The following is a 16,354-nucleotide window of genomic DNA, read 5'->3' on the forward strand; positions in this document are numbered from 1 at the left end:
AAGTTATGTACACGTATTTTTATTAAAATACAATAAAATCATTTCTACTTCCCAATCCCTGTCGTACATATAAAGTATAGGGAATGGAGGGGGAGTAGATTTTGCAAAACTATATGATTTCCGTATGGGAAGAGCATTTTTTCTGGTTGGGAATTCTACAAGATCATGCTTATTTTATTAGGGATCATCTTTCACCCACAGAAGTGGAATATGTGAAAACAGCTCAGCAGTATATTAATTGGTTCGGTGAGCTCAATAATATGTTGGGGAATATTCCTAAGTCCGCTAACCACTCAGATGAAAACATGATTTACTTTTCTCAAAGGGTCTGGCCAGTAGCGAAGGGTTATTTTGATTTTGAGGGAAAGTTGCAAGCCCTTAGAATCGATAACCAAGTGAATCTGAATTTATCCCCTACCTATTTAAATGGTACGTTGGCAGAGAACCAAGAGTATCTTCGGATTTTAAGCCATTTGGTTCAGGGGAAAGAACCCGAGCCTCTTCCACTAGTAAATCTGATGGATTTATGGCTCGAAGATCAATTGGGTCATGCATTGCTGTTCGAGGATTTGCTGGACCCAATAGAAATTGCTGCAAGACGTCAAACAGAGGCCTATATTGGGATTTATCAGGGCTTTATGGTGCAAAATCGAATTTTAAAAGGATATCTGCGGTTCAAAGAGCCCGGTTTTGCCAGACAGAGGGAATTCGCCAATGAGGTCGGACAGACGACCCTGGAAATGAGCAGGTATATTTCCACCATGGTGCATAAATTCAAAGAAAATAAGCTGCTAAACGATTCCACATTAAGATTTCTGGAGCATCATTTTCCGGAAACCTGTTATTTTATCAAAAAGCTCAGCTATTTTGCGCCAAATCTACAGAATGAGGCGAGTAAATGCTCATTGAAAAGGATTTCCTATTAAAAATTTCTATGAAATGGCGCTTCCGCAATAGGAGGTGCTTTTTCGTCTGGTGATTTTCGCTGAGTTCGTGCGAAACTACGGGGAGTTGATGCCAAACAGCTACGAGTTCGTGCCGAAATTAGCAAAGTTCGTGCCAAACACCAGCGAGTTCGTGCGAAACTATGTTGCACCACACCTCTTCGCTCAATTGCCACCAGAAAAGAGCCGCAATAAAAAGGGATTTTTTCCATGTTTAAGGAATATAGACTGTAAGCATTATTTTGGAGGGATGAGTATGGAGATGTTATTCAAGTACAACTGGATGGTTCGGGAAGAGTGGTACCGCTGGTGTGAAGGAGTGGAGGAATCCGAGCTGTTAAAGGAACGGACTGGTGGAGTGGGTGGTATTCTGCATACTCTTTTTCACATTGCTGATGTGGAATGGAGTTGGATCAGGATCTTACAGGGGAAACCCGACTTTATTGAAAAGTTTGAGAGCTACAACAGTTTGCAGCGGGTACGTGAATTGGATACTTCCTTTCGTCCGGAAGTGCAACAGTTTGTGACAGATTGGGACAGCAATATGGAGAACAAGCTATTACACCTTCCTCAGCGGGATGGCAGAGTTGAGCTGTTTACTTGGGGCGAAGTGATGCACCATACCCTTGCACATGAAATACATCACATCGGTCAGCTTTCAGTATGGTCAAGGGAATTGGGACGTAAGCCGGTCTCTGCCAACCTTATTGGGAGGGGCCTAGTTACTCAAGAAAAGTGAGGTGCTCACCATGCAAAAATGGTACGGTTCAGCAGGCGTCTGTATCAATGAACATAAAGAGATTCTGATGGTCCTGCAGGGGAAGCCTGACGAAGAGAAGGTATGGACAGTCCCGTCTGGCGGATTGGAGAAAGATGAAAGCTATGAAGAGTGTTGTGTGAGGGAGTTCAGGGAAGAAACGGGTTATAAAGTGGAAGTGATTGCCCCGCTAAAAGTGAAGCAAGGAACTACATACGGAATCAACGTGGAAGTCCATTATTTTGAGGTGAGAGTGGTTGGAGGAACGCGGCAGATCCAGGATCCTGACAATCTTATCCATGAAATTGCTTGGAAAAGTGCAGAGGAATTGATGGGATTGAAGCTTTCTTTTCCGGAGGATAGAGATTATTTGCTGGATTTAATCGAATGCATGAATTTTAGTAAAACCAATTGAATTAATATTTTTCTGCATAGTTCAAAAGAATGATGTCATTTCATTTTTTGTCGATTAAAATTAGTCGAAAACTTGTTCTTTTATATGAAAATTTCTATTAAAAAGGTGAAGACATGAATGAATTGAAGATAAGAAGCATGATGAAGCGCCTTAGGAGTGAGGAACCCGGAAAGCGTTTTGAAGCACTTGGCACTTTGTATGAATGTAAGGTGGAAAAGGACCTGGAAATCAGGGTCGACCTGTTAAAGGAAATGGTGGTACTGGCTGCCGGCACTTTTCCTGAGTCGGTTGATGGCTGGGACAATCCTTCCTATTATTTAATCGACTTTGTGTGCGATTATCCCATGCCTGAGGTGATAGAACAATTATTGAAGTATTTTGACCGCCTGCCCTCGGATGCAAAAGTAAGGGTGATGGAATTAATTTTAGCGACCGAGGATGAGGAATTATTTTTTGAAATGGAAGAGAAGCTCGTTGCTATGATGAAAAACGAGGAGGTTCAGCTTCCTGTTGATCAGCTCACTCAATACCCTGTCTTTCTGCGGGATGTAGTGGAGCGTACTTTTGAAAAGATACATTCTCCTCATTATAAATTTACGATGTATGAATTTATCACTGCCATCAACGAATCCGACCTGGAATGGGGCTACAGAAAAGAAGAGGTTCTTCCACTGATTCTTTCCGACTATAAAAAGCTGAGGGAAGAGTATCTTTCCTATGACAAGGATTATCATGCCAGATTTGTGTATACTTCGTGGAAGGAAAGTTATTTTACCGTCCGTTATCATATGAATCTGTTAATCGGTCTGATGAACTACTATTACTCAACGGAAGCGGAAGAGAATCTGAGGGAAGCCTTAGGGTTTAAGGACCCTGTGATCCGCGCCCGGGCGCTTCATGTGTGTATCGAAAAGAACATAGATGTTGAAAATGGTCTAATTGAGGAACTTGCGACCAATCTCGAAAGTGCCGAGGGCCTCTATTGGGACCTGAAATCGAGCAACAAGGAACACCTTTATCCGATCAAGGAAAAGAAGCAGCCTTTATTGGCAAAAGCTAAACTCTTCACTTATCTCGTCTACCTGAGGGATGAAGAAGGACAGTTGATGAATAAAATTCCGGATGAGATTCATATGCTGGATACCATTGAAACGGAAAATCAATACAAACAGCCCGTGCGCTATTATCTGATGAGCTTCAAGGAGTCTGGCACCGACTATGTGGCCTGGGTCGGCGGCTATGCGCTTGAGGACGGGGATGATACTGCCCATGTCTGGGAAGGGACATACACGGATTTTGTCGAGCTCGATTCCAAATCCCTGGAGGGGCATAAGCAGGATTTCTTTTCAAGACGGGAAAAGATGAGTCAGAAATACCATGAAGAAATTCATTATGAAAGTGCCCCAAAATTGCCAAAAGGCTTATGGTTCTTCTACGCATTACTCATTTCGCATTGGGTGAGAGTGCTGTTAAATGGGGTGGGTGACGAGATATACATTTCCATCGGATTTACTCTACTTGGTCTTCTGCTCACCGCCTATGAAATGTGGAAAATCAAGCGCAGCAAAATTTCCATCGTTGGACAGGAGCTTATTGTGAATAAAGGAAAAGACACAAAAGTAATCCGCATTCAGGACATTAAAAAAGTGAAATACAACAAGAAGCAGATCGAAATCTTTAATAAAGAAAATTCTCTGCACCTTCAAGTTCCATTGAAGTGGGTGAACTATGACCACTTCTCCTATGTATTGAGAGAGCAGACCCAGCATTTGCGTGAAAGGCCGTTTATAGAAGAATAGTAGTGGTAGAAGAGAGTCGTTCGTTGGACGGCTCTTTTGTTATTTTTATTGATCCCGATAAAGAGTGCTTTTCTCATCATTTATTAATGTTAATTCCATTTTCCCTTATTTTTCCCCTAACTCTTTTGAAAAATGTTATAATTTTCATAATTATTCCATTAAAGAAAGGGTGAGCAAAATAGGTTCTCGTATCATGCACCTTATCATTGCCAATAGAATCGCTGAAAAATTTTCCGTTACGAATAGATCTGCTTTTCTTTTAGGGGGAATTGCACCGGATGCCGTCACTCCCAAGGACCTGTCCCATTTCTTTACCGGAGATGTTCAGGACTATTCCAGAATGATCGATCATAGCGGATTTTTGGATAAATATCGTTACTGCCAGCAAATGGACTATATTCTTGGATACTACACACATCTAATCGCAGATGACCTTTGGCTGAAGGGCTTTTATTTGCCTTGGCTGAAAAACAGAATGGAGCAGGATCCGAAAATTCTAGCGCTTTATCATGAGGATTTCCGCCTTCTGAATGCGAAGCTGTTGGATTATTACGGACTGGATTCCAAATTGTTAAAAGAAATGGAACACAGTAGCGTAATGGTTGATCTAGAGGAAGTGACCATAAAAAACGTGCTGGATTTCCTGCCTTATGTAAAAGGGGATATGGAGTATCCACTCCATGATCTTAACGCACCATTGAAGGTTTTCACCCTTGAACAGATAGTCGGGTATGTGGAAACGTCGGTAGATAAAGGGATTATACATATTAACAAGGCACTCGGGAGTGTGTGGAACAATGAACAACCCTTGGAACAAAGTAATATATAAATTCTGGGCTCCTTTGTATGACAAGCTCTTCAACTCGGGCTCTTTTCTTCAGGCGCGCCGAGAAATCTTTCGGGAGATCCTTTTTGAAAATGGTCAAAAGATCTTGTTTGTGGGCGTGGGTACCGGAGCGGATCTGGAACTGATTCCTCATGCCAATCTGGATATTACGGCGATTGACTTTTCTCCAGATATGCTGGAGAAGGCGCAGGCTAAGTTCAAGGATTCTTCCATTGAATTTTTGGAGATGGATGCGCAGAATATGACATTTCCCGATCACTCCTTTGATCATGTGGTGGCAAGCCTCATTCTCTCTGTTGTGCCTGATGCAGAGAAGTGTTTTCAAGAGATGGAGCGGGTTTTGAAAGGGGACGGCAGCATGATTGTTTTTGATAAGTTTGCCCCAAAAGACAGAAAGCTTGCAGTAGGAAAAAGGGCAATAAGGCCGCTTGTGCAACTGCTGGGAACGGATATCGGATTGAGTTTTGAAAAGTTGTACGAAAAGTATAGCAGGAGCTTGAAAATAGTAGATGACAAGCCCATGATGATGAACGGGATGTACCGAAAAATACTGATGAAAAAAGCAGTTTGAAAGGGGAGGTTCGCATGTTTCATGTGAATGTGGAGGGCGCGGTATTTCGGGACGGCAAGTGGCTGGTGATAAAACGGAGTAAAAAAGAGGGCCACGCTGGAGGATTGTTATCACTTGTCGGCGGTACGGTCGATCCGGAAGGCTTCTCTTCCAATATTCTGGAGAGAACCGTTCAAAGGGAAATGTTTGAAGAGGTTGGAGTAAGGGTGAAGGACGAGATGGTCTATGTGAGAAACACTTCCTTCATACTGGACGATGGCAGCGAGGTAATCGATATCGTGTATCTTTGTGAGCTGTTGGAGGGGGAGGAGGCATTTGTCAAAAGCCCGGATGAGGTGGAGGCGGTATACTGGCTCACCACCGAGGAAATCATCCAGCACCAAAATGCTCCTGTCTGGTTGATCGATAGCATTAAGGCAGCCGAGGCTGTTATTAAAGTAAAAGCTTGAGACTCCGGTCTCAAGCTTTTTTACTGACTCAAATATTCATACACCACATCATTGACGACCTCAAACACATCAGAATCGCCTTCCTTTTGTAAAATCTCCGTAATCTCTGCTGTCATCCTTATGTAATCCTCTTCACTCATCGGCACCGATTCGAGGTCATGCTGGTACTGAATGAAACAATTTCTGATCATCTTGCGCAATAATTTATTTTCCACGTTTTCACCTCGTTATTCTTTTAGTATAAAGGATTTTCGCTGAAAAGATGAGCCTATCGTCGAAAAATGTCGGAAAAGTACTGGAATTTACCATTGAAACCGAACGTACATTCGCTTATTATTGGGTATATACTACTAACACGAACATATATTCTGTTTTAGAGAGGTGTGACCCTAAAATGGATTACAGCCAGATGCCAAACAACAAGATTCTTTGCGTAGATATGAAGAGCTTCTATGCCAGCTGCTCGGCTGTCATGATGGGGCTCGACCCGCTCTCCTGCTATTTGGCGGTAGTCGGGGATACAGAAAGACAGGGTAGTGTCGTCCTGGCCGCTTCCCCGATGCTGAAAAAGGAATTCGGAATCAAAACAGGCTCTCGTCGATTTGAGATACCCAATGATGATCGTATTCACGTGGTCAATCCGCAGATGGCGACCTATCTTCGCATCTCCACCGAAATAACCCGTCTTTTCAACCGCTACGTCCCTAAGGATGCGATCCACACGTATAGTGTCGATGAGAGCTTCCTGCAGGTGGACGGAGTGGAAGGCCTCTGGGGGGATGCCACCATCATTGCGCAGAAAATAAAAGAAGACATGGAGCGGGAATTTCAGCTTCCATGTGCCATCGGAATCGGACCGAATATGCTGATGTCCAAACTCTGCCTGGATCTTGAAGCGAAAAAGAAGGGCATTGCCGAATGGACCTATGAGGATGTCAAAACGAAACTATGGCCCCTTTCGCCTTTGCGTGAAATGTGGGGAATCGGCTCAAAAGTGGAAAAAACACTCAACCGCATGGGGATCTTCAATGTCGGCCAGCTTGCGAACTATCCGCTTGAGCTGCTGGAGAAGAAATTCGGGATCATGGGTAATCAGCTTTATCATCATGCGTGGGGCATCGATCTGTCAGAGCTCGGCGCGCCCATCATCCAAGGGCAGATCAGCTTCGGAAAAAGCCAGATTCTGATGCGCGACTACACCGATCCGAAGGAAGTGAAGCAAGTGCTTCTGGAAATTTGCGAGGAGGTGGCAAGAAGGACGCGCCATCACCGAAAAGCCGGACGGACGATTAGCCTTGGAATCGGATACAGCCGCGACGAACTTGGTGGAGGATTCTATCGCTCCCGAACGATGGAGCGGGCAACGAATATTACGATGGATCTCTACAACACCTGTTTGGAATTGTTCGAAGAGAATTACGAGCATAAAACGGTAAGGAAAATAGCCGTCTCCATCTCAAACATCATCGACGACAGCGAGATGCAGCTCAGCCTGTTTGAACTGGAGCGGCCCAAGAAAAGGCAGCTCGGCTATGTGATGGATCGCATACGGGGAAAGCATGGATCGAATGCCTTGCTTCGGGCGGTTTCCTATACAAATGCAGGAACGGCGAAGCATCGTAGCCGACTGGTTGGCGGACATAAAGCATAAAGGAGGTGCAGCAAGTATGGCAATACGCGATCGAGGAACCATCAAATGGACGTCCATGATGCTGCCGGAGCATGTAAAGCTGCTCCGGGACTGGACGAAGGAAGATCTATATGAAACAAAACCGGAACTCGATGAACAGCGACTCGAAGAAATGAATGAACTGTTTTGCGAAGCGATGGAAACGGGTAAAGAAGTAACCATCACCTATTATGAGAAGAGAAGATACCATCTGTTCGTAGGAGCGGTGCATCATCTGGATGCCCATCAGCGCCGTTTGCATGTAGTGGATAAGTTTGGTGAGGCGAGCTATCTGATCCTAGACAATATTTTGGATATCTCCTAAAAAACGAACATCCTTCCCCATGAAGAGGAAGGATGCCGATGAAGGACGGTCAGACTGCACACGAGGATGCGTCTGATCTATTCCTATTTTATACCTGTTCAAAATAGCCAAGATCCAAAATCGCTGCAAACACTTCGTCACCCTCATCGGAAGTGACTTCGACCTCTTGGCCTGGCTGAAGCGCAAGAGCCAGCACACCAAGCAGGCTTTTCGCATCCACTACCCAATGTTCCTTTTTGAATAGTACCGTACCAGGATAAGAGCTTGTTGTATTGACAAGGCTGCTGGCGGATTCCGCAAAAATGGGCTTTAACACTTTAAGTTTCATTTATATCTTCCCCTTTGGACTGTAATACTTATAGTATAGAGAAAATGATGGAAACAACAAGAGAAAAATATTGATATCACAGGAGAGGAGCAAGAAGATGAGAATAGACGTGGCAGAGAAGACACCGCAAAAAATCCTCACTCCGACAAGCGGGTTTCTCGAAGGCTATACCCATTCCTTGAACCCGTATATCGGTTGTGCTTTCGGATGCTCCTATTGCTATGTAAGGCAGAGCCCAGTCGGATTGTTCCGAAAACAGGAGTGGGGAACCTGGGTGGATGTGAAAAAGGGAGTGGCAGAAAAGCTAAAGAAGGAGTTGCTGCTGCTTCGGAAAAAAGAAAAGCAGATTGTCATCTTCATGTCATCGAGCACAGATCCATATCAGCCAATCGAGCACAAGGAGCAGATTACGCGAACCTTACTGGAAGTGATGACGGAAATCCCACCTGACTTTCTGTTCGTGCAGACAAGAAGTCCCATGGTGACAAGGGATATTGATTTGCTTACAAAGCTTGGGGATAGGGTGATGGTCAGCATTACCGTGGAAACCGATCTCGAGGAAGTGCGGAAACGCTTTTCCCCCGCAGCGCCGCCCATTCCCGCCAGGTTGAAGGCATTGAAGGAATTAGGTGACGCAGGCATTCCAATACAGGCAGCCGTAGCTCCGGTCTTGCCTTTTTCGGATAAGTTCCCGGAAAAGCTTAAAGGACTTGTGGACCGAATTTGTGTGGATGATTTTACAGGTGACGGAAGCGGTGGCAAGCGGACAAATCGATTGAAAATCGGAGAGCGGTTTGACGGCTCAGAGAGAGAAGAGTGGTATGAGGGAAATGTCCAGAGACACGTCTGGGACAAACTGAATGAAGTGTTTCCACCCGAGAAGCTGATCCTCAGTCCAGAAGGGTTCATGCCACCAAAAAAGAGTATGGAACCGTAAAGGGCCATACTCTTTTATGTACATGATAGGCTGAACCGTATCAGTCGTTCAATACTTGCTCAGCCCGCACACAGGACTCGAAATTCCCTTTATGGGAAGCATCGCAATATGGAAGCTTCTTGGAAAGGCCGCAGCGGCAAAGTGTAAATGCCGGCTTGTCCGGGAATTTGTTGCCTTCTGCATCAATCAGCTCCACATCTCCGGTTACACGGAAACCCCCGTTATCCAGTACTTTGATCGTTACTTTTGACATTGGTAAAACCCTCCTTCATATTCAGATATTAGTATCGTACCTACAATTACCCAATTTTACAATAAGAACTTGTACCCCTACCATCCTTTCCAAATGCCTTCTGGTTATACAATTGGGCAAAATATGGTACAATCAGGCTAACAATGAAACAGTTGGAGGCATGAAACGTGAAAGTAACGTTTACAGAAAGAGCAGCAGAACGAGTAAAAGCAAAGCTTGAAAACCAGGAAGGCAAATGGTTGAAGCTTAAATATGATACAGATGGATGTGGCTGTGTGGTCAGCGGAGTCTCCGCATTATGGATCACACCGGAGAAAGAGGATGACGATGTCGCATTGGAGACCAATATCGGGCCGTTGTTGATGGAAAAGTCAAAGCTGCTTTTCTTCGACGAGGATATGACAGTCGATTTCGTAGACAGTGCGAATACATACATGCTGAAGTGTCCGAGCCAGATCTTGAACCCTCGCATGTCACTACTCGTAGTGGAGGGAACGAAATGAGTGTCGAAGGCAAGATCAACTCCTTAAGGAATGTCGCCCAATCCAAAACCTGGGCATCCTTCCTGAACAATAATCACCCATACAGCCTGCTGCACTGGTCGATTGGCGGCATCAATCATGAGGATAAGGATGTATGGCTTCTGCAGGACGAAGTGACATTTGAAGTGCAGGAATTTACAAGCTTGGATGTTGCCATCGAATGGATAGCGGCAAATATGGATGACATTACAGATGTGCTGGGTTAAGTCAGGGAAATGATTCCCTGGCTTTTTTATATGGAAGAAAAAGGAGTATGAAGTCATGTGGCAACCAAGGCGGATATCAAGAATTATCCAAGAATTACGTGCAACCACCACCGCTCTGCGGTATACTTTTTAAATATGAGAAACTAAAAACTAAGAGGGTTGATGGACGTGCGGGATAATTATATAGCAAAGGTGCGGGAACGCTGTCAGGAGTATAAATTAGATCCAAATGTCATTCCTGTCTTTAACCGTATACCCCCGGAAGAGCTTGCCAGAATCCAAGATGAATATGAAGATACTTTACATATAATAAGAATGTTTATGGATAAATTTCTAGGAAAGAGTAAGGGAATCCCACTGCTGGTTGCGGTGACGGATGATAAAGGGAAATTTATCGAATATATGGGGATGAAAGCCTGCAAGATACGGTTGTCAATCAACTCGGATTGGCAAAGGGGGTTCAATTTACGGAAGAAAAAGCGGGGGTCAATTCGATCCTGGCAGCCCTGGAACTGAGAATGCCTGTACAGGTGATAGGTGAGGAGCATTTCTATCATTTTCTCCATCCAACTGCATGCTACAGTGTCCCGTTGTTTCTTCAAAAAAAATTAATTGGCACCATTTCCATGATGACATTCCTGCATGTAGCGAATCCGATGATCATGGCTTCATTGGAGACCGTGGTGGATTCCATTGAGCGGGAATTGGATTTGCGCGAGCAGAACCGCTATCTAGATGAAATGAACCAAATGATTCTGGAACAATCCAAAACCGGCTACATCGTCCTTGATGAAAGTGGAAATATAGTAAAAGTAAATCCAAAGGCGAAAACCATCCTGGACAAGGTACCTGCTCAAAACTACTCTTCCATTAGGGATATGGAGCAGCTAGGGGAGGTTCATGAGCGATACGAAAAAAATGGAGAAGAAATACAAGATTACAAGATTATTCTTCAGAATGAAACAGAAAATAGAACCTGCCTTGTTAACTTTTTCCCATTCCAGGAAGGAACCTTGATACAACTCCATGATATCACGGAATATAAAAAGACGGAGTCCTATATCCAAAATGCAGAAAAACTCTCCATCATCGGGCATTTGGCAGCGGGTGTGGCGCATGAGATAAAAAATCCGCTCACCACATTGAAGGGCTTCATTCAGCTCGTTCAGGAAAATAGATACAACGACACCTATCCAGCTATCATGTTAAAAGAGATTGAAAGAATCGACCAGATTACAAACGAATTTCTCGTTCTGTCTAGACCAACTGTCCAAGCAAAGGACTGGTATGATGTCCGTGAGCTTGTAAAGGAAATCGGGGTGCTCTTATCAAGCTTCGCCATCAGCAAAAATATCGAAATCACACATAGATTTAAAGATATTGAGCCTATCTATTGTGATGCTAATCAGCTTAAGCAGGTATTCATCAACCTGGTGAAAAACAGTGTGGAAGCAGTCGGCCACAATGGAAGGATTGACATAACAGTCGAATCACCAAATCCTGAGAGTGTATTGATCCGTTTTATGGATGACGGGGACGGATTCCCCGAGCATATCCTGCAGAGAGTGGGACAGCCTTTCCTTACTACAAAAGAAGACGGCAATGGACTTGGAATCATGGTCTGTAAGCGGATAGTGGAGACTATTCATAATGGAAATATGAGTATTAGAAACAGTGAAGACGGCGGAGCGGTAGTGGACATCATTCTACCGCAAACATGAAGGTGTTCCAAATGAATGGGACACTTTTTTACTTTTGACTAACTTAACTATTGATCCTTCTTGGAGAAAGTGAAACTTGTTATTCAAAGATCTCTATGCCACTATAGAATATAGAGTTTTACTGAAAAAAGCTGAATGGAGAGATGCAAGCATGTCACAATTGCCAAATTGCCCGAATTGCGGGTCTGAATATACATATGAGGATGGAAATATGCTGGTTTGCCCGGAATGTGCACATGAGTGGACGCTTGAAGCCGATACAACCGAAGTGGAAAGAGTGGTAAGGGACGCCAACGGCAATGTCCTGCAGGATGGAGATTCCGTTACAGTAATCAAAGACCTGAAAGTAAAAGGAAGTTCTTCTGTATTAAAAATCGGAACAAAAGTAAAAAGCATCCGCCTCGTCGAAGGAGATCATGACATCGACTGCAAAATCGACGGATTCGGCGCAATGAAGCTGAAATCGGAGTTTGTTAAGAAGGTATAGGCGGGATTGGAAGAAGAAAGACACTCGGAGTTTAATTAAGAGAGAAAACAGCAGGTTAATTTCAGCAAGGAATTAGCCTGCTGTTTTTATTGTTGATTAATCTATTTCTTATTCAGCAAACGGGCCAGATTCTTGAAGACTTGAGTTCGAGATAAATTGATATGTGTTAGTATGGAGTAAAGTTACTCCAGAAATATATAAAAATATGTAAACACTTACTTTTTTTGTGTATTAGTAATTTTCCAAATTCCTTCTTCGTCTCTTTCTAATTTGATCAAAACATTTTTGCCATCATATTGTTTAGCTAATATATAACTTTCCTCATTTTTTTTGTGTAGATAAATGAAAGGTTTTCCAAAACAACCATAATTTTTACACAAATGATTACTTACATCTAAGATTTGAAATAATGAACTATCTTCTTTTGCCAATAATCCCAAATCAACAATATCCACTTCTTTAAAACTCTCATCTAATTTTAGTTTATAAGTTATCTTTACATCTTCATGTACCTTTTCTTTTAATACATCATATTGCACTTCCAATGATCTGGCTTTTTCTAAGGAAAATGCAAACGAATTTTTAGGGAAAATTAAAAAAAATGAAAATACTAAAACACAATGTAATAAAAGTTTATTTTTTTTCATTTTATTACTCCTTTTCCTATTTTTTGTTTTTTTTTTATTATTTGGAAGTAAATACATGTCTGTATGTCTAATTATATTGTTAACAAAAAGGAGGGAATTAATTATGAAAAAGAAATTGTTTTGTTCATTATTTTTGGTACCTTTCATTTTAATCAATTCAACACAAGCTTTTGCAGTTGAAGCTAGACAGCCAATAACTTGTGGAAATGGAATTTGCTATGCTTACAATGAGATAGACCCGGAAGGCGGATTACTTTGGTTCTCTGCAACAACATCCATGTGGAGCCAACCTAGTTATACTCAGGATAGAATTATTGCCACACAAGCTTCATTTGTAGCAAAAGATACTGTCACTAATTCTGTCGTTGCTCAAAAAAACAGCAATTACCAAACAAAAACTATGGCAACTGCTGTCAGTTATATTTCGAACGGTGTTAAAGGAAGACTTTACTTAAATGAATCTCAACATTATTTTTATAAAGCAAATGGTACTGCATTTACTGGAAATATTAAACACTACGCAAGTTATTAATAGTTTCAAGTAATAGTACCTTTCCTAATAAAACATATACTTAGGAGTTCTGAGGGCATGCACCAACAGCTAACTAGGTTATTTAGAGTTTGCAAAAAAGGGATATGCCCTACTCTCTATTAAAGTTTAATAACACACGTCACAAAATTCTGTAACAGCAATAGCCTTTTTATATAATGAGGTGAATTTTATTGGCAAAAAAATTGCTATCATTTGTTTTATTGCTTTTTTTATTTTATATAATTTATAATCCGATACTTCAAGTAGATAACAATGTAATCGATCAAACAGAATATGGTACCTTGTTAAGATTTTATGATAACGAACACTCTCTTAGTTCTTTGCAGTTAACTCATAACATTACTGACGAAGAAGAATATAATCCTAATATTGAAATAGGAAATTATTTTCCCGACAAAGGTTTATATCGGCTTTATTTCTTTCTAGACTACAAACAAATTGATGTTGAAGTTGACGACGAAAGAAAGAGATTTGTTGAGGTGTGGATTGAGCCTTTTCAAACTAAATCAATGAATTTTAGGATTCCAAGTATTAATGTGGGGAGACATGATCTAATAATTATAGCCTCAAGAGACCCAGAAGTATTAGATCAAGATCAGTATATTAGTTCATCTTTACACTATATCGTAAGAAGGACAACTTTAATTAAAGAAAAAGATATAGTACCAGATATTAAATATACATCAGCAAATGATTTCAATATATCGAGGGAAGAACCTAGTTTGTTGTTTATTTCTAAAAAATATACTAGTGATTTAACACAACAAATTAACATAACAGGCTCAGAATTTTGGATAAACATTCCAAGTTTTTCTAAAAATATTGCAACTATCGCCATGTTAGATGATGAACAAGTTGATATTTCTCATTCTTTTATTAGTAGTAATTTTACTGGTAATATTGGAATTCCGATAAAAATAGAAAAGGAAAACCCTTTACCTCAAAATCTTCTTATTGCAACATTTGATAGTCCTTTTGAAAAAATGGAGAACAATAGTGGTGAGCTTATAGAACTGTTTAGGTTTGAGTTTTTAAACAAGGTAAAAATAAAATAGTACATATCTATCACAACAAGCCTTTGTAGAATGTGGTAAAATCTTGGGATTGAAGTATTTGATCACTTAAATGCAAATGCAAAAAGGCTAATACTACAGCATGAAAGAGAGCGGTAATTTGTAAGGGAAAGGGAGAATTCTCTCCCTTTTTTTAGCGTCAATAATGTCAGCTAATGCTTATTGCGTGATTTGGCTCGATTGCTACAAAGGAATATAACCATCCATTACTCATATGTTTACTCTCCATTTTCAATTAGAAGTGATTACCTAAAGAATAACAACCTATAAAAAAAAGGCCAACCAGATAAATAAGTAATCTGGATGACCTTATAATACGATTGGGCGCATTACTTGAAGATCAAGCTGCTAATGTTAGCGATAAATAGCCCCCGCCAGTGCAGGTGGCGGTATTATGCCAAGTTATAAAGAGTTAACGTTCAATGGTGAAACTTATCCATTAAACCCCTCTGTTCAATCAGATGTAAAAAATGGAAAGATAAAAGGTGTTGGAATAATTAGTGATGATTTTTCTGAGTATACCGGGATTAAGTTTTAAATAATTCTATTTAATATGGTTTATTCAAGAAAAGGGCGCTTTCCTGTAACAAGGATAAGCGCTTATTTTTCTATGAGGACATTATTATTGAACAACTCAAGATAATTAAGATTAAGTCACTTCATTCAATAATTATAGAATGTTAAATTCTATAATTATTGAATTTTTTATTTCTAGAATATAGAATGGTTTTATAGAAAAATATAGAGGTGACACATGAACGTAATAAATATTGCAGGTAGAAAAAGAGAATCGTACGAAATTCATCTAGATTATTCTTTGCTATGGGAAAGTGCTCTAGGTATAGCAGCAATTACGAACTCCCGACTTTTTGATACGTTAGAGAAGAAAATAGAATTTGAACAACAGATGGAAATAATGCCAAAGGAGTTATCACTTGCATTGAACTATGTAGAGAAAAACAATACGTGGAAGTGTTTGCTTCAACTATTACATAGTTATCAATTCGCTTCTTCTGACATAAATGTATTTATTTCATATATTAACGAACTTCCCGAAGAAGAACTGAAGTTTATTTGCTTACCTTACATTGGGGAAAATGCACAAAAAATTAGAAAAAGAGCGGCTCAAGGAAACATAGATTCTTTACAAGCATTAAAAGAGTTAACAAGTGAAAACAGCTTCTTTCCAACCTACATAGAATTCATTAACCAGGTGAATGTTGTTGAGCTCAAAGATCATCTAATAAGTGTCTTTTCCAAATGGTATGAATCGGTTATCCATCCCTTTTCAAAAGAATTAGATGCAATCTTAAAGAATGATTTTGAAAATAAAGCTGTTATGCAGAAAAAGATGAATGCTGAAGAATTTGTTGGCTGGGCGACCGGAGGAATTAGTTATGTTCCTGAGCCGAATGTTCAAAAGGTATTGCTGATACCACAGTTCACTTATAGACCATGGAATATTGAATCTTATATAGAGGGAACGAAAGTTTTTTATTATCCAGTTTCAAATGAGAGTATTAATCCTGACGATAAATATCTGCCAAATTATTTCTTAATTCAAAAACATAAAGCTCTTGGTGATGAAGTTAGACTAAGAATGGTTAAGCTTTTATTTGAGCGAGACTACACCTTACAAGAGATTGCTGAAAAACTTGATCTGGGAAAATCAACGGCACATCATCATCTAAAGATTCTAAGAGCAGCGACGTTAGTTGAAATTAAATCTTCTAAATATAGATTAAGAGACGGATCACTAAATTCAATATACAAAGAATTAGAACTATATTTAAAACAATAGAGTTGAAAAACCTAATGGGAATGGGTGGGG

The 16,354-nt window shown here is 40.8% G+C and carries 23 protein-coding genes; 19 read left to right on the top strand and 4 right to left on the bottom strand.

Going from position 1 to position 16,354, the window contains the following annotated elements:
* Window positions 1–101 precede the first annotated feature (101 nt).
* From ABN702_RS05740 to ABN702_RS05770, 7 genes are all read left to right on the top strand, one after another.
* Window positions 102–926, top strand: a complete 825-nt coding sequence (locus ABN702_RS05740; protein WP_417899786.1) for a DUF2935 domain-containing protein — start codon at window positions 102–104, stop codon at window positions 924–926.
* A 274-nt stretch (window positions 927–1,200) separates the two neighbouring features.
* Window positions 1,201–1,683 (top strand): DinB family protein, encoded by a 483-nt coding sequence (locus ABN702_RS05745; RefSeq protein WP_417899787.1) that lies wholly within the window; start codon window positions 1,201–1,203, stop codon window positions 1,681–1,683.
* Between the two features lie 10 nt (window positions 1,684–1,693).
* Window positions 1,694–2,116, top strand: coding sequence for an NUDIX hydrolase (locus ABN702_RS05750; RefSeq protein ID WP_417899788.1), 423 nt, complete (start codon window positions 1,694–1,696; stop codon window positions 2,114–2,116).
* Window positions 2,117–2,229: 113 nt separating this feature from the next.
* Window positions 2,230–3,915 carry a hypothetical protein gene (locus ABN702_RS05755; protein WP_417899789.1) on the top strand — a complete coding sequence of 562 codons (1,686 nt, stop codon included), beginning with the start codon at window positions 2,230–2,232 and terminating at the stop codon, window positions 3,913–3,915.
* 193 nt (window positions 3,916–4,108) lie between these two features.
* Complete coding sequence (locus ABN702_RS05760) at window positions 4,109–4,744, top strand: hydrolase (RefSeq protein ID WP_417899790.1); 636 nt, start codon at window positions 4,109–4,111, stop codon at window positions 4,742–4,744.
* Window positions 4,713–5,333, top strand: coding sequence for a class I SAM-dependent methyltransferase (locus ABN702_RS05765; RefSeq protein WP_417899791.1), 621 nt, complete (start codon window positions 4,713–4,715; stop codon window positions 5,331–5,333). The genes ABN702_RS05760 and ABN702_RS05765 overlap by 32 nt, the downstream gene beginning before the upstream one ends.
* Before the next feature lie 14 nt (window positions 5,334–5,347).
* Window positions 5,348–5,782 (top strand): NUDIX hydrolase, encoded by a 435-nt coding sequence (locus ABN702_RS05770; protein WP_417899792.1) that lies wholly within the window; start codon window positions 5,348–5,350, stop codon window positions 5,780–5,782.
* 20 nt (window positions 5,783–5,802) lie between these two features.
* Here ABN702_RS05770 and ABN702_RS05775 read toward each other — a convergent pair whose 3' ends face one another.
* Window positions 5,803–5,997: a YqzH family protein gene (locus ABN702_RS05775; protein ID WP_417899793.1), complete on the bottom strand. Its 195-nt coding sequence runs from the start codon at window positions 5,995–5,997 to the stop codon at window positions 5,803–5,805.
* A gap of 179 nt (window positions 5,998–6,176) precedes the next feature.
* Between ABN702_RS05775 and ABN702_RS05780 the strand changes: the two genes are divergently transcribed.
* Window positions 6,177–7,433 carry a DNA polymerase thumb domain-containing protein gene (locus tag ABN702_RS05780; protein ID WP_417899794.1) on the top strand — a complete coding sequence of 419 codons (1,257 nt, stop codon included), beginning with the start codon at window positions 6,177–6,179 and terminating at the stop codon, window positions 7,431–7,433.
* Between the two features lie 16 nt (window positions 7,434–7,449).
* Window positions 7,450–7,776, top strand: a complete 327-nt coding sequence (locus tag ABN702_RS05785) for a YolD-like family protein (RefSeq protein ID WP_204417691.1) — start codon at window positions 7,450–7,452, stop codon at window positions 7,774–7,776.
* 88 nt (window positions 7,777–7,864) lie between these two features.
* Here ABN702_RS05785 and ABN702_RS05790 read toward each other — a convergent pair whose 3' ends face one another.
* Window positions 7,865–8,104: an HPr family phosphocarrier protein gene (locus ABN702_RS05790; protein WP_386635398.1), complete on the bottom strand. Its 240-nt coding sequence runs from the start codon at window positions 8,102–8,104 to the stop codon at window positions 7,865–7,867.
* Window positions 8,105–8,201: 97 nt separating this feature from the next.
* Between ABN702_RS05790 and ABN702_RS05795 the strand changes: the two genes are divergently transcribed.
* Entirely contained in the window at window positions 8,202–9,041 is an 840-nt protein-coding gene (locus ABN702_RS05795; protein WP_417899795.1) for a radical SAM protein, read from the top strand.
* A 40-nt stretch (window positions 9,042–9,081) separates the two neighbouring features.
* Here ABN702_RS05795 and ABN702_RS05800 read toward each other — a convergent pair whose 3' ends face one another.
* The gene (locus ABN702_RS05800) at window positions 9,082–9,294 is read right to left on the bottom strand and encodes a CDGSH iron-sulfur domain-containing protein (protein ID WP_204417703.1); all 213 of its coding nucleotides are present in this window, start codon (window positions 9,292–9,294) and stop codon (window positions 9,082–9,084) included.
* A 167-nt stretch (window positions 9,295–9,461) separates the two neighbouring features.
* Between ABN702_RS05800 and ABN702_RS05805 the strand changes: the two genes are divergently transcribed.
* The 5 genes from ABN702_RS05805 (at window position 9,462) to ABN702_RS05825 (ending at window position 12,250) form a co-directional block, all read left to right on the top strand.
* Entirely contained in the window at window positions 9,462–9,797 is a 336-nt protein-coding gene (locus ABN702_RS05805) for an iron-sulfur cluster biosynthesis family protein (RefSeq protein ID WP_417899796.1), read from the top strand.
* Window positions 9,794–10,042 (top strand): DUF2552 family protein, encoded by a 249-nt coding sequence (locus tag ABN702_RS05810; RefSeq protein WP_417899797.1) that lies wholly within the window; start codon window positions 9,794–9,796, stop codon window positions 10,040–10,042. Before ABN702_RS05805 ends, ABN702_RS05810 begins: the two co-directional genes overlap by 4 nt.
* Before the next feature lie 162 nt (window positions 10,043–10,204).
* Entirely contained in the window at window positions 10,205–10,558 is a 354-nt protein-coding gene (locus ABN702_RS05815) for a hypothetical protein (protein ID WP_417899798.1), read from the top strand.
* A complete protein-coding gene (locus ABN702_RS05820; protein ID WP_417899799.1) occupies window positions 10,489–11,763 on the top strand; it encodes an ATP-binding protein in 1,275 nt (424 codons plus the stop codon). Before ABN702_RS05815 ends, ABN702_RS05820 begins: the two co-directional genes overlap by 70 nt.
* Before the next feature lie 151 nt (window positions 11,764–11,914).
* Window positions 11,915–12,250, top strand: a complete 336-nt coding sequence (locus tag ABN702_RS05825) for a zinc ribbon domain-containing protein YjdM (RefSeq protein WP_417900837.1) — start codon at window positions 11,915–11,917, stop codon at window positions 12,248–12,250.
* A 215-nt stretch (window positions 12,251–12,465) separates the two neighbouring features.
* Here the strand turns inward: ABN702_RS05825 and ABN702_RS05830 are convergent, their stop codons facing one another.
* On the bottom strand, window positions 12,466–12,897 hold the full coding sequence (locus ABN702_RS05830) for a hypothetical protein (RefSeq protein ID WP_417899800.1): 432 nt from the start codon (window positions 12,895–12,897) through the stop codon (window positions 12,466–12,468).
* 103 nt (window positions 12,898–13,000) lie between these two features.
* On the opposite strand from ABN702_RS05830, the gene ABN702_RS05835 reads away from it, so the two are divergent.
* From ABN702_RS05835 to ABN702_RS05850, 4 genes are all read left to right on the top strand, one after another.
* Complete coding sequence (locus ABN702_RS05835; protein WP_417899801.1) at window positions 13,001–13,429, top strand: hypothetical protein; 429 nt, start codon at window positions 13,001–13,003, stop codon at window positions 13,427–13,429.
* A 191-nt stretch (window positions 13,430–13,620) separates the two neighbouring features.
* Entirely contained in the window at window positions 13,621–14,505 is an 885-nt protein-coding gene (locus tag ABN702_RS05840) for a hypothetical protein (protein WP_417899802.1), read from the top strand.
* A 412-nt stretch (window positions 14,506–14,917) separates the two neighbouring features.
* Window positions 14,918–15,061, top strand: coding sequence for a hypothetical protein (locus tag ABN702_RS05845; RefSeq protein WP_417899803.1), 144 nt, complete (start codon window positions 14,918–14,920; stop codon window positions 15,059–15,061).
* 216 nt (window positions 15,062–15,277) lie between these two features.
* On the top strand, window positions 15,278–16,324 hold the full coding sequence (locus ABN702_RS05850; RefSeq protein WP_417899804.1) for an ArsR/SmtB family transcription factor: 1,047 nt from the start codon (window positions 15,278–15,280) through the stop codon (window positions 16,322–16,324).
* The last annotated feature ends 30 nt before the right edge of the window (window positions 16,325–16,354 follow it).

Origin of the sequence: Bacillus haimaensis (genome assembly GCF_048270625.1) — a bacterium.
Lineage (GTDB): Bacteria > Bacillota > Bacilli > Bacillales > Bacillaceae_I > Sutcliffiella_A > Sutcliffiella_A haimaensis.